This is a genomic window from Pseudonocardia wallangbongensis (assembly GCF_054486945.1).
Genome location: NZ_JBRERS010000005.1, coordinates 356,872 through 369,676, shown reverse-complemented (window position 1 = coordinate 369,676; position 12,805 = coordinate 356,872). Strand labels below are relative to the sequence as shown.

The 12,805-nt window shown below is 72.7% G+C and carries 12 protein-coding genes; 4 read left to right on the top strand and 8 right to left on the bottom strand.

The window, feature by feature from the left end; all coding sequences use genetic code 11:
* Positions 1-9 precede the first annotated feature (9 nt).
* The 4 genes from ACU436_RS20735 to ACU436_RS20720 form a co-directional block, all read right to left on the bottom strand.
* Positions 10-1,785, bottom strand: a complete 1,776-nt coding sequence (locus ACU436_RS20735) for a hypothetical protein (RefSeq protein ID WP_459027653.1) — start codon at positions 1,783-1,785, stop codon at positions 10-12.
* A 341-nt stretch (positions 1,786-2,126) separates the two neighbouring features.
* Positions 2,127-3,392 carry a phosphoribosylamine--glycine ligase gene (gene purD, locus ACU436_RS20730; protein WP_459027651.1) on the bottom strand — a complete coding sequence of 422 codons (1,266 nt, stop codon included), beginning with the start codon at positions 3,390-3,392 and terminating at the stop codon, positions 2,127-2,129.
* 35 nt (positions 3,393-3,427) lie between these two features.
* Positions 3,428-4,360 carry an alpha/beta fold hydrolase gene (locus tag ACU436_RS20725; protein WP_459027649.1) on the bottom strand — a complete coding sequence of 311 codons (933 nt, stop codon included), beginning with the start codon at positions 4,358-4,360 and terminating at the stop codon, positions 3,428-3,430.
* Between the two features lie 10 nt (positions 4,361-4,370).
* Positions 4,371-4,865 (bottom strand): phage holin family protein, encoded by a 495-nt coding sequence (locus tag ACU436_RS20720; protein ID WP_459027646.1) that lies wholly within the window; start codon positions 4,863-4,865, stop codon positions 4,371-4,373.
* A 164-nt stretch (positions 4,866-5,029) separates the two neighbouring features.
* On the opposite strand from ACU436_RS20720, the gene ACU436_RS20715 reads away from it, so the two are divergent.
* Complete coding sequence (locus ACU436_RS20715) at positions 5,030-6,328, top strand: ArsB/NhaD family transporter (RefSeq protein WP_459027644.1); 1,299 nt, start codon at positions 5,030-5,032, stop codon at positions 6,326-6,328.
* Here the strand turns inward: ACU436_RS20715 and ACU436_RS20710 are convergent.
* The 3 genes from ACU436_RS20710 to arfB all read right to left on the bottom strand — a co-directional run bounded on the left by ACU436_RS20710 (position 6,310) and on the right by arfB (position 8,797).
* A complete protein-coding gene (locus ACU436_RS20710) occupies positions 6,310-6,795 on the bottom strand; it encodes a CBS domain-containing protein (RefSeq protein WP_459027642.1) in 486 nt (161 codons plus the stop codon). The two genes, ACU436_RS20715 and ACU436_RS20710, sit on opposite strands and share 19 nt — an antisense overlap.
* Before the next feature lie 23 nt (positions 6,796-6,818).
* Entirely contained in the window at positions 6,819-8,021 is a 1,203-nt protein-coding gene (nhaA, locus tag ACU436_RS20705; protein ID WP_459027640.1) for a Na+/H+ antiporter NhaA, read from the bottom strand.
* A 347-nt stretch (positions 8,022-8,368) separates the two neighbouring features.
* Complete coding sequence (gene arfB / locus ACU436_RS20700) at positions 8,369-8,797, bottom strand: alternative ribosome rescue aminoacyl-tRNA hydrolase ArfB (protein WP_459027638.1); 429 nt, start codon at positions 8,795-8,797, stop codon at positions 8,369-8,371.
* A 136-nt stretch (positions 8,798-8,933) separates the two neighbouring features.
* On the opposite strand from arfB, the gene ACU436_RS20695 reads away from it, so the two are divergent.
* Positions 8,934-9,653 (top strand): GntR family transcriptional regulator, encoded by a 720-nt coding sequence (locus tag ACU436_RS20695; protein WP_459027636.1) that lies wholly within the window; start codon positions 8,934-8,936, stop codon positions 9,651-9,653.
* Between the two features lie 244 nt (positions 9,654-9,897).
* Positions 9,898-10,083, top strand: a complete 186-nt coding sequence (locus tag ACU436_RS20690) for a hypothetical protein (RefSeq protein WP_459027634.1) — start codon at positions 9,898-9,900, stop codon at positions 10,081-10,083.
* A gap of 58 nt (positions 10,084-10,141) precedes the next feature.
* Here the strand turns inward: ACU436_RS20690 and ACU436_RS20685 are convergent, their stop codons facing one another.
* Positions 10,142-11,512 (bottom strand): OFA family MFS transporter, encoded by a 1,371-nt coding sequence (locus ACU436_RS20685; protein WP_459027632.1) that lies wholly within the window; start codon positions 11,510-11,512, stop codon positions 10,142-10,144.
* A gap of 130 nt (positions 11,513-11,642) precedes the next feature.
* Here ACU436_RS20685 and sucC point away from each other — a divergent pair, with 130 nt between their 5' ends.
* On the top strand, positions 11,643-12,803 hold the full coding sequence (gene sucC, locus ACU436_RS20680; protein ID WP_459028175.1) for an ADP-forming succinate--CoA ligase subunit beta: 1,161 nt from the start codon (positions 11,643-11,645) through the stop codon (positions 12,801-12,803).
* Positions 12,804-12,805 lie beyond the last annotated feature (2 nt).

The following is a 12,805-nucleotide window of genomic DNA, read 5'->3' as shown; positions in this document are numbered from 1 at the left end:
TCCCGGCTGTCAGAGCACGCTGGAGACCAGGCCCTTGGCCGAGAAGGTGTCGCCACCGTCGTCGGAACCGCCGTCGTCCGAGTCGTCGTTCTCGTCCGAGGAGGACGAGGAGCCCTCGTCGTCGTCGGAGCTCGCCTCGTCGGAGTCGGAGTCCTCGTCGTCGGCGTCGTCGGCCTCGTCCGAGGAGGACGACGAGTCGTCCGAGTCGGAGTCGGCCTCGTCCTGGTCGCGGTCGGACCCGCCGAGCAGGCCGCCCAGCAGACCGTTGCTTCCCCGGTCGCCATCCTCGTCCGAGCTCGCCTCGTCCTCGTCGTCGGAGGTGGCGTCCTCGTCGTCGGAGGAGGACGCGTCGGAGTCGGCGCGGTCCGAGCCACCGCCGAGGATGCCGCCCAGCAGGCCGCCACCGCGACGGTCCTGGTCGTCGTCGGCGTCCTCGTCGTCGGCGTCGTCCGAGTTGTCGGAGACGTTCTGCGTGCCACCGCCCAGCAGGCCGCCCAGCAGGCCGTCCCGGCCGTTGTCGTCGCCGTCCTCGTCGTCGCCGTCGTTGTCGACGTCAGCCCTCGACCCGCCACCGAGCAGCCCGGCCAGCAGGCCGTCCCGGCCGTTGTCGTCGCCGTCCTCGTCGTCGGCGTCGGCATGCGATCCGCCGCCCAGGAGCCCGGTCAGCAGGCCGTGCCGGTGGTTGCCATCGCCGTCCTCGTCGTCCGACTGCGAGCCACCCAGCAGGCTGGAGACCAGCCCGGTGCGCACGTTGTCGTCGGCGTCGGAGCCGAGCACGCCGGCGAGCAGGCCGCGGGCCTCGTCGTCGTCCATGTTCCCGAGGTCGAGCGGCAGGCCCGCACGCAGGGCGCTGCCGTTCAGCACCGTGGCGAGGGTGTCCGTGACGTCGCTCGTGAGGCCGTCGACGTCGAGGTCGCCGAGGACGGTCCGAAGCTCGTCGAGGTCGAGGCCCTCCAGGTCGACATCCGAGAGGACGGAACGCAGCTCGCCGACGTCCAGGTCGTCCAGGTCGACCGGGAGGTCGAGGCCCGAGAGGACGGAACGCAGCTCGCCGGCGTCCAGGTCCTGCAGGTCGACCGGCAGGTCGAGGTCCTGCAGGACCGTGGTGACCTGGCCCAGTTCGAGCCCGTCCACGACGGCCGGCAGCTGGTTGAGCTCGACGTTCTGCAGAACCTTCGGCAGGTTGTCGAGGTCCAGGTCCTGCAGGACCGAGGGCAGGTCGTCGAGGTCGACGTCGAGGTCGTCCAGCGCCGAGGCGAGGTCGCCCAGCTGGACGTCGCGCAGGTCGACCGGGAGCTTGTCCAGGTCGAGGTCCCGCAGATCGTCCAGGTCCAGCCCGGCGAGGGTGCTCCTCAGGCTGCCGACGCTGTCGTCGACGACCGCGAGGTCCAGGTCGGCGTCGGTCAGCGACCCGACGTCGGGCAGCGTCGACAGGTCACCGACGAGCGGCAGCACGCCGGCCCCCAGGTCGGTGCCGTTCGGCAGCGCCGTCAGGTCGTTGACCACCGGCAGCAGGTCGGCGGTCGGGCCGATGCCGCCCGTCAGGCCGCTCGCGAGGCTGGGTGCCGTGGACAGGGCCCCGGCCACCTCGAACACGTCGAGGTCGCCGGTGAGACCGTCCGTCGGCAGGCCCGCCGTGGAAAGCCCCTCCACCCCCAGCGCGTCCAGCCCGGGAAGGAGGCCCCCCACCATCGACAGCTGGAGATCCGTACCGGTGTTGTCGTCAGTGACCTGCGCGTCTGTGGCGGCAGCGGATGCGGGTCCGGCCGCGGCCATCATCGCCATCGGCGCTCCCAGAACGCCGATGGCAGCGCGCCCGGCGATCTTCGACGCGCGGCTCGGGGCTGCGTGTCGAGGCCGTGCGTTGTTCGTCATTCGAGTCCTCAAGTCTCTCGGGGGAGCGAACATCGGACCCGACGTGATCAGTAGGGAGCCGTCGTGGGGAGCGGCGACGACGTGATCACCCCGGGTGCGCAGACCCTGGCGTGCCACCCGTCAGTGTGCAAGTCGCGCAGAGCGACCCCTGACCAGCACCCGCCACCCCGATCGGGGCAATGAGCTTGCGCTTCACGCGCTGGAGGGTAACCCAAGCGATCTCAAATGTCACCTGTTCGGAGGACCCGATTTCACGATCGAGCGGGTACAGAGACGGCGCCCTGGGCCGCCCGGAGGGCGATATCGGTCCGATGGTGGGAGCCCGCCAGGTGCACCTGCTCCAACCGGTCGTAGGCCTCTTGGCGGGCAGCGAGCAGGTCAGCGCCGGTACCGACCACTGACAGCACCCGCCCGCCGGACGACACCACGGCCCCGTCGTCCCGCCGCCGCGTGCCCGCGTGCAGCACGCCCGTGGCCTCGGATCCGCTGATCACGTCGCCCAGGCGGGGCGGGCCGGGGTAACCCTCCGCAGCCAGCACCACCGCGACGGCGGCGCCGTCGGCCCACTGCGGCGGCGGCTCCTCGGCGAGCCGGCCGGTGGCCGTGGCGAGCAGCAGCCGGGTGAGCGGGCTGCGCAGGAGCGCCAGCACGACCTGGGTCTCCGGATCCCCGAAGCGGCAGTTGAACTCGATGACGGCCGGACCGGCGGCGGTCAGCACCAGCCCGGCGTAGAGCAGCCCGCTGAACGGCGTGCCGCGCCGCTCGAGCTCCGCCGCAACCGGCGCGACGACCTTCTCCACCAGCTCCCCGGTGAGGCCCGGCGACGCCCAGGGCAATGGCGCGTACGCACCCATGCCACCCGTGTTGGGGCCGGAGTCGTCGTCGCCGACGCGCTTGAAGTCCTGCGCGGGCAGGAGCGGCGTCACCGTCTCGCCGTCGACGAAGCAGAAGAGCGACACCTCCGGCCCATCGAGGAAGGACTCGAGCAGCACCGGGTGCCCGCCGTCCAGGAGCGTGCTGGCGTGGGCCCGGGCGACGTCGAGGTCGGAGCTCACGACCACGCCCTTCCCCGCGGCCAGACCGTCGTCCTTCACGACGTAGGGCGGGGTGAACCCGGCGAGCGCCGCGTCCAGGTGCGCCGGGTTGTCCACCACCACCGACGTCGCGGTGCTGACGCCGGCGGCGGCCATGACGTCCTTGGCGAAGCTCTTCGACCCCTCGATCCGGGCGGCCGCGGCGCTCGGGCCGAAGCAGGCGATCCCCGCGGCGCGCACGGCTTCGGCGGCACCGGCGACGAGCGGTGCCTCCGGTCCGATCACGACGAGGTCGGCTCGCCAGTCGAGGGCGAGCGCGGCCACCGCCGCCGGATCGGCGGCATCGACCCCGCGCTGTTCCGCCACCGTCGCCGTGCCGGCGTTGCCCGGCGCGCAGGCCAGCGCCGTGACGCCGGGGTCCTGCGCCAGGGCGAGAACGATGGCGTGCTCCCGAGCACCGGACCCCACGACCAGGACGCGCACGTTGCAGAATCGTAGAGGCCCGTGTCGGTCCGCACTCACGAGGACGACAGGAACTCACCGAGAAGGGCGGTCGACGCGGCGGGGCGCTCCTCGTGCGGGAAATGACCGGTTCCGGCCATGACGTGCATTTGGTGGGCCGCCCCCGCCCAGCGCCGGGACGCAGCGGCGGTCGGCACCAGCACGCAGGGGTCGAGGTCGCCGTGCACCTGCAGGACCGGCACGGTCGGGATCCGCGCCGCAGCGGCCGCGAACCGCCGCCCCTCCGCGCGCAGCTGCGACCGCGCCGCCCACCGGTAGTACTCGAGCGCGCTGTGCACGACGCCGGTGACCTGGATCCCACGTCGGTAGTGGCCCACGGCCTCGGCGAAGTCCTCCGACGCCGGCCATTCCGGACCCGACCACGCGGTCAGGATCCGCCCGACCCGGGCCCCGCCGTCGCGCCGCAGCGACCGCTCGGGCCAGCGCGGGAGCTGGAAGGCCGCCGCGTAGCGGGCCGTCGCCCTCCCCTGTCCGCGCGGGTCGCGCGCCACCGCGGAGCGCACGGCGAGCGGGTGCGGCGCGGCGAGCGCGGTGAGGGAGAGCACGAGCCTCGGGTGCAGCGCCGTCACCGTCCAGGCGATCAGGCCGCCCCAGCCGTGCCCGACGAGGTGTGCCTGCGACTCACCGAGCACCCGGATGAGCCCGGCGACGTCGCCGGCGAGCGTCCACAGGTCGTAGCCGCGCGGGGTCTTGTCGGACTCGCCGTAGCCGCGCAGGTCGGCGGCCACCACGCGGTGCCCGCGCTCGGCCAGCGCGGGCAGTTGGTGGCGCCACGACCACCAGAACTCGGGGAAGCCGTGCAGCAGGACGACGAGGGGCCCTCCGCCGTCGCACTCCGCGACGTGGAGCCGGATCCCGTTGGCCGAGACCGCGCGGTGCGTCCACGGGCCGGGCAGCCGGAGCGACGACGCGTCCGGACCCCGGCGCACCCCGACGCCGTCAGCGGGCGGTCAGCTCGGGATGCCCGTCCTCGTCGTGGCCGCGGTGGGCGAGCACCTGCGCCGACTCCCTGAGGCTGGAGATCGTGCGCTCCGGCTTGCGGATCCGGCGGACGCGCAGGTAGCCGAGCAGCCCGAACAGGGCGGCCGCGAGCAGCATGATCCCGAAGACGATGCCGAACGCGGCGGAGCGCGGCAGCCAGATGTCGAGGACCTCGCCCAGCGCGAAGAACGCGAAGAACAGGCTGAACAGCAGGATCGTCAGCGCGACGACGAAGTAGATGCTGCCCTGCAGGCCCTTCTTCACCTCGGCCGTGACCTCGGCCCGCGCGAGCTCGACCTCAGCGCGCACGAGCGTGGACACGTGTGTGGTGGCTTCCCGCACGAGCTCACCGATCGACTGCTCACCCGCCGACCGGACGGGCTCGGGCGCGAGCGGGATCGACGGCAGGACGGGCGGAACGTCCCCGCCGCCGGAGCTGGTCGGGCTGGCCACCGCGGTCCTCCTCGTGCGGTCCGGGTACGGTGATCGCCGGCCATCCTTCCACGAGAGCGGGTGTCGTGGGCCGTCGGACGCGCCGGACTCGGCCCACCGTTCTGCATCCGGCCGAGCCTCACCACATAGGGTGATCCTCACTCCGCGACCCCGAAGGCGTGCCGTTGTCCGACATCCTTCCCGCCGTCCTCGCCTGCGTGATCTTCGCGGGCGCCTACGTGCTCATCGCCACCGAGAAGTGGGCGAGCCGCACGGCCGTCGCCCTCGGCGGCGCCGCGCTGGTGCTCGCGCTGGGGATCAGCGACGCGCACGCGGCGTTCTTCTCCGAGGACACCGGCGTCGACTGGAACGTCGTGTTCCTGCTGCTGGGGATGATGATCATCGTCGGCGTCATGCGGGACACGGGGATCTTCGAGTACCTGGCCATCTGGGCGGCCAAGCGCGCGCGTGGCCGGGCCTTCCCGCTGATGGTGTTGCTGATCATCATCACGGCGATCGCATCGGCGTTCCTGGACAACGTCACCACGGTGCTGCTCGTCGCGCCGGTCACGATCCTCATCTGCCAGCGGCTGGCGCTCCCGGTGGTGCCCTACCTGATCGCCGAGGTCTTCGCGTCGAACATCGGCGGCACGGCGACCCTCATCGGCGACCCACCGAACATCATCATCGCCAGCCGCAGCGGCCTCACCTTCAACGACTTCCTCGTCAACCTCACACCCATCGTGATCGTCCTCGTCGCGGTGCTGATCGGCATGTGCCGCTGGCTCTTCGCCGCGTCGTTCCGGGCCGACCACGAACGGATCGCCGAGATCATGAGCCTCGACGAGCGGGAGCTGATCAAGGACCACAAGCTGCTGGTGCAGTCGCTCGTGGTGCTCGGCATCGTCCTGCTGGCGTTCGTCTTCCACCCCGTGCTCGGCTACGAGCCGTCGGTCGTCGCGCTGCTCGGCGCCGGCCTGCTCATCGTCGTCACCAAGGTGACCACCGAGCAGGCCCTCCAGGACGTCGAGTGGGGCACCCTGGCGTTCTTCATGGGCCTGTTCGTCATGGTCGGCGGGCTCGTCGAGTCCGGCGTGCTCGGCGCGCTCGCAGACGCCGTCGGCGGCTTCGCGGGAGAGAACCTGCTCGGTTTCACGAGCGTCCTGCTCTGGGGATCGGGCGTGCTGTCCGGCGTCGTCGACAACATCCCCTACGTCGCGAGCACGGCCCCGGTCGTCGCGGGCCTCGTCGGCCCGGACGGTCAGCCCGAGGTGCTGTGGTGGACCCTCGCGCTGGGCGCGGACCTCGGCGGCAACGCCACGCTCATCGGCGCGAGCGCCAACGTGGTCGTCGCGGGGATCGCGGCCCGCAACGGGCACCCGATCGGGTTCTGGCAGTTCACCCGCTACGGGCTCGTCGTGACGTTCGCGACGATCGCCGTGTCCTACGCCTACGTCCTGCTGCGCTACTTCGTGCTGGCCTGACCGGAGCCGCCCTCCTCCGCCGACAACAGGAGCACCTCGAGCAGGTGCGCCGCCGTGAGCAGGCCGTTTACGCGCCCGTTGTCGGTGACGACCACCAGTGGGCTGTGCAGCCGGGCCATGATGGCGGCGCAGTGCAGGATGGTGGCATCGCCCTCCACCGCGGCGAGCTCGACCCGATCTCCCCGGGCCGGCAGCAGGTCGCCGACCCGCTTCCCGGCCAGCGCTCCGGCGGACCGGTCCGCCGTGGCCTCGTCGACGACGCGGGCCAGGTGGGGGTCCTCCTGGATGTAGGTGGGCACCACGAACCGCAGCACCTGCGATGCCGGCAGCACGGCCACCGGGTTGCCGTCGGCGTCCACGACGGCGACGGCGGGCAGCCGGCGCGAGGCGATCAACCGCGCCGCGGCGAGCGCATCGGAATCCGGTCGGACGGTGGGCAGTTCCTGAGCGAGATCCCGGGCCCTCACGCCGGTCAGGATAGAGGTGGACGTCATCCGCCGGTGCCGGCCGCTCGATGCACCCGGCTGCGCACCGCGAGCACCGCGGCCGCGATCAGCGCCGCGGCCGCGGAGGAGAGCAGCACGGACGCCTTCGCCGTGTCGACTTCGGGCCCGGCGAGGCTGAGCTCGGTCAGCAGGAGGCTCACCGTGAACCCGACCCCGCCGAGCAAAGAGACGGCGAGCACGTCGCGCCAGGAGAGCCCGGCGGGGCGGCTCGCCGGGGTGAGGATCACCATCAGGTAGCTGGCCCCGAAGATCCCGACGACCTTCCCCAGCAGCAGGCCGGCGGCCACCGCCTGCGCGACCGGTTCCGCCACCACCGACCGCAGGGCCTCGGCCCCGACCGGCACACCGGCGGCGAACAGCGCGAACAGCGGAACGCAGAGCCCCGCCGACCACGGCTGGAGCCGGTGCTCCAGCCGGATGGCGGGGGCCTCCTGCTCGCCCGGGTCGGCCCGGACCCGGGTGAGGACCCCGAGGAGGACGCCGGCCAGGGTGGCGTGCACTCCCGCCTCGTGCACCGCGATCCAGGTGGCCAGGGCGACCGGGACGTACAACCAGGCCGTGGTGACCCGGCGGCGTTGGAGCCACCAGTAGAGGAGGGCGAACGCGGCGGCGGCCACGAGCGCCTCCAGGTTCAGCCCGACGCTGAACAGCACCGCGATGAGCAGGATCGCGCCCAGGTCGTCGACGACCGCGAGGGCGAGCAGGAAGATCCTGGCCGTGACGGGCAGGGCGGTGCCGGCGAGGGCCAGCACGGCGAGCGCGAACGCGATGTCGGTGGCCACGGGGATCGCCCAGGCCTGGTCCATCCCGGGTGCGCCGCGTCCGACGAGCAGCGCGAGCAGTGCCGGCACGACCATCCCGCCGAACGCTGCCGCCACCGGCAGCAGCGCCTGGCTCCGGGTCGACAGCTCGCCGATCACGAGCTCACGCTTGAGCTCGAGGCCGACGACGAAGAAGAACAGCGCCAGCATCCCGTCGGTGGCCCACTGCCCCAGCGTCAGGTCGAGGTGGAGGGCGGCCGGCCCCACCGCCGTGTCCCGCAGCGCCTGATAGGCGTCCGACCACGGCGAGTTCGCCCAGACCAGCGCCACGGCGGTGGCGACGAGGAGGACCATCCCGCCGACGGTCTCGGTGCGCAGGAAGCGCGCGAACTCGCTGATGGGTGTGGGGAGGCGACGGTCCGGCACGGGCGGCTCCGGTTCTGCTCGCACGACAACGACGTCGCCGACCAGACTTCCCGGCACACCGGGCAGGACCCTAACCCGCGCCGCGGCCGGGCCGACCACCCGAGCGGCGGCCGTCACAGGCCGTCCGGACGGCGACCGCTGGTGCCCCGGGGCCGCACGTGATCAGCCCGTGGGTGCATCCACTGCTGGATGCGGCCGCTCCCGCACCGAGTAGCCGATCATGGGCGCCGCGCCCGGTTTGATCAGCGGACGGGCGCGTCCACGGCCGCATGTGGCCGCCCCCGCACCCATCCCGTGATCATGGACGCGAGCAGCTGCGTCCACTGAGCCGGTGTGGACTTGGTCGTCTAGTCGTCGGGTCGGCCGCGCATCCGCTTGAGCGCGCCGCGGCGCGTCTTGGCGTCCAGCCGCCTGCGGACGGACCCACCCGTCGGCCGGGTCGGGCGGCGCTTCGGCGGGTCGGCGCGCATCGCGTCCCGCAGTGCCGCGGCGAGCCGCTCCCGGGCAGCGTCGCGGTTGCGGAGCTGGCTGCGGTGCTCCGCGGCGACCACGGTGAGCACGCCGTCGACCAGCCGCCCACCGAGCCGGTGAACGGCGAGCTCCCGCTGCGGCTCCGGCACCGAGGGCGACCGCGCGAGGTCGAACGAGAGCTCGACCCGGGAGTCGGTGGTGTTCACGCCCTGGCCGCCGGGCCCCGAGGCACGCGAGAAGCGCCAGTGCAGCTCCCTGCCGGGTAGCACCAGCCCGCGTCGCACCGGAAGATCCGCCTCGGCCACGGAACCAGCATGCCGCTTCTGTCCGGAGTGAGGACGTTCACGGTCGGGAACAACTCGGACAGGCGCAGCACTTTGTATGCTGTAAGCAGTCGACCGGAAGTCAAGGTTGGCCAACCGCACCACCAGGAGCAACGCGATGGCTTTGTCTGAGACGCCCACCGAGGCCGGCAGCCGGCGGATCGCCCGCCCGGTCCCGCTCCGCGAGAGCGTCTACAACGCGATCCTGGACATGGTCGTCAGCCGCAGTCTCAAGCCGGGGCAGCACCTGGTGGAGAGCGAGCTGGCGCTGTTGCTGGGGGTGTCCCGGCAGCCGGTGCGCGAGGCCCTCCAGTGGCTGAAGAACGACGGGTGGGTGGACCTGCGTCCAGGGCTGGGCGCGTTCGTCCACTCCCCCACGGTCGAGGAGGCCGACCAGTTGCTCGCCGTACGCAGCCTCCTGGAGACGGAGTCCGCCCGCCTCGCGGCCACGAAGGCCACCGAGGAGGGTGTCGCCCACCTGCGCGAGGTGTGCGACCGCGGGCTCGAGGCGCTCGCCGCCGAGGACGTCACCACGATGGTCGAACTCAACGCCGAGCTGCACAAAGCCGTGATGACGATGTCGGGCAACGACGTGCTCGTCGAGCTCGCGGGCCAGGTCGACCGCCGGGTCCGCTGGTACTACACCCCGGTGGCCCGCCACCGCGGTGAGCAGTCCTGGATCGAGCACGCGGCCCTGATCGACGCGATCGCGGCGGGCGATGCCGCCCGCGCGGCCGAGGTCATGGCCGCCCACACCGAACACACGCGCCGCTCCTACCTGGAGCACGGCGACGACGTCGACGAGGCCGATCCCGCACTGCGGGGCCGCGTCCACTGACCGGCCGGGGCAGCTTGGCCCCGACCCATCTCGGCATCGACGACGAGGCCGAAACAACACCCGCCTGACCGGCGGGTCCCGCACGCCCATCCGCCGCGCGAAGCCGCCCGGCGGGTGCCGCACGCCCATCCGCCGCGCGACGCCGCCCGGCGGCCATCCCCGCGCGCCGACCAACCGGCGCCACCGCGTCCGATACCGCATGCCGGACCGCGGCCGGGGAACCCTGATCACGGAGGTGACAAGCATGCGTACGCTGCGCAACTTCATCCGGTCCCTGGCGGACCTCCCGCGCGGCTCATCCGCCGACGGCCGCAGCATCGGCCTCGGGCTGGACGCCGCACTGCGGGCCCAGCGCGCCCGCGGCGCCGAAGCCGCGCCGCTCCGGACCCGCACGGCCGTCGAGGACCGCCCGTACACGCCGGCGGCCTGACGACCGCCTGCTGCAGAACCGCCGGTGGCCGCCCCTCGAGAGGGCGGCCACTGGCGTCTCAGACCGCATACTCGGACCGCTGTTCCGGGATCCGCGGCAGCGGCAGGGTGCGGGGCAGCCCGGGGCGCTGCAGCGCACCGGCAGCGCGGGCCGCGACGAGCGACACCACGGCGGCGCCCACGAACGTCGCCGCCCAGCCCCAGCTCGTGACCGCGAGCGCGGCGAGCCCGACACCGAGCACGCCGCCCGCGGCCTTGGCGCTGTAGACCAGGCCGTGCACCTCGAGGGCGCTCTGCTCGCCGAAGTACTCGCGGGCCAGGCTGGCGAAGATCGGGTAGAACCCGCCGCCACCGAGGCCGGCGAGCGCGGCCGCGACGACGAGCGCGCCCGTCGACCCGCTGGTGGCCGACAGCGCGAACAGCAGTTGCGCGACGCCCTGCACCGACAGCACCGCGCTCAGCGTGCGACAGCGCCCCAGCCGGTCGGACACACCCATCGACAATGCTCGGCCGGCCCCGTTGACGCCGGCGAAGAGGCCCGCGGCGAGCGCCACGACGCCGGCGGTGGCCGTGAGGCCACCGGCGTAGACCACGACGAACGCGGCGTTGAACAGCGAGACCGCACCGGCCCCGAGCAGGATCAGGCACATCACGGGCAGCACCCGGGTCTGCATCGCCTGCGCGGGTGAGAACTCGCGGATGGCGGGCGGGTTCATCCGGCGCGCCGGGTTGCGCAGGGCCCACGCCCGCGGGTCGACCTCGGCCGGCCACCACCGCTCGGGCGGGTCGCGGAAGAACAGGCCCGGGCCGGCGACGAGCAGGAAGAGCACCACCGCGGCGGTGTCGAGCACCGTCGTGAGGTTGCCGGCGTCGAGGCCGATCACGGCGGCCACGATGAACGGCACCGACCCGTAGGCGAAGGCCCCGGTCACCGTGCTGACCCGCCGGCCCATCCGTTCCGGGTACCACTTCGCCACGGTCGAGGTGCAGGCCCCGTAGACGAGACCGGCGCCGGTACCGCCGAGGAGGGCGTAGCCGAGCAGCGCGCCCACGAGGTCCGTGCTGTGCGCGAGCGCGACGAGCCCGAGTGCGGAGAGGGCGGCGCCGGCCACCATCACCGGGCGCGGCCCGATGCGGTGGCGTTCACGCAGGTACGCGGTGGGCAGGCCGACCCCGGCCTGGAGCACGGTCCAGCCTGCGAGCAGCCAGATCGCCGCGACGAGGCTCCATCCGTTGCGCTCCATCAGCGCCGGCACCGCGGCCCCGTACCCGTACTGCAGCACCCCGACCGCCGCCATCGGCAGCCACGCCTGCCACAACGCGCTGGAGCGAGGGCGTCCGATGAGCTGCTGCGGTGTCTCGCCCACCCGGTAGCGGCGGCCGTGGTTGTCGCGGATCTCCCGGACGGCGTCCGGGTCCGACTTCGCCATGGCAACTCCCTCCATACTGTATGCCGATACTGCGGCACGCGTGACCCGGAACACAAGAGTCCTGGACAAGTTTCTCCATACTGCATACAGTCGACCGCCATTGCTCGAGCAGCAGACGGGAGACCGCACGGTGGACCTCTACGAGCACCAGGCCAGGGACGTCTTCGCCGCTCACGGCGTACCCGTCCCGCGCGGCGCGGTGGCCGACACCGCGGACGAGGCCGCCGACCGAGCGCGTGAGCTCGACGGAGCGGTCGTGGTGAAGGCCCAGGTGAAGACAGGCGGACGCGGCAAGGCCGGCGGCGTGCAGCTGGCCCGCACACCCGAGGAGGCGCAGGAGAAGGCCTCCGCGATCCTCGGCATGGACATCAAGGGCCACACGGTGCACCGCGTGCTGGTCACCGAGGCCAGCGACATCGCCGAGGAGTACTACCTCTCGTTCCTGCTGGACCGTTCGAACCGCACGTTCCTCGCGATGTGCTCCGCCGAGGGCGGGGTCGAGATCGAACAGCTCGCCGTCGAACGGCCCGAGGCGCTCCTGAAGGTCCCGATCGACCCGCTCAGCGGCGTCGACGCGGACACGGCCGCCCGGATCGCCGCCGTGCTGCCGTCAGAGGTCGCGGGCGAAGCGGCCAAGGTGATCACCAGCCTGTGGGACGCGTTCGTGGCAGAGGACGCCACCCTCGTCGAGGTCAACCCCCTGGTCCGCACGGGGCAGGGCGAGGTCGTCGCGCTCGACGGCAAGGTCACCCTCGACGAGAACGCCGCCTTCCGGCACCCGGGGCACGCGGACCTGGTGGACCAGCGCACCGAGGACCCGCTGGAGGCGAAGGCGAAGGCGAAGGACCTCAACTACGTCAAGCTCGACGGTGAGGTCGGGATCATCGGCAACGGTGCCGGCTTGGTGATGTCGACGCTGGACGTGGTCGCGTACGCGGGTGAGCGCCACGGCGGGGTGAAGCCGGCGAACTTCCTGGACATCGGTGGTGGTGCGTCGGCGGAGGTGATGGCCGCGGGTCTGGACGTGATCCTGGGTGACCCGGCCGTCAAGAGCGTGTTCGTCAACGTGTTCGGTGGGATCACCGCGTGTGACGCGGTGGCCAACGGCATCGTCGAGGCGCTGGGGATCCTCGGTGACGCGGCTACCAAGCCGCTGGTGGTGCGGCTGGACGGCAACAACGTCGTCGAGGGCCGCCGGATCCTCGACGAGGCGAACCACCCCCTCGTCACCCAGGTCACGACCATGGACGATGCGGCGGACCGCGCCGCCCAGCTGGCGGCGGGAGCCTGAGC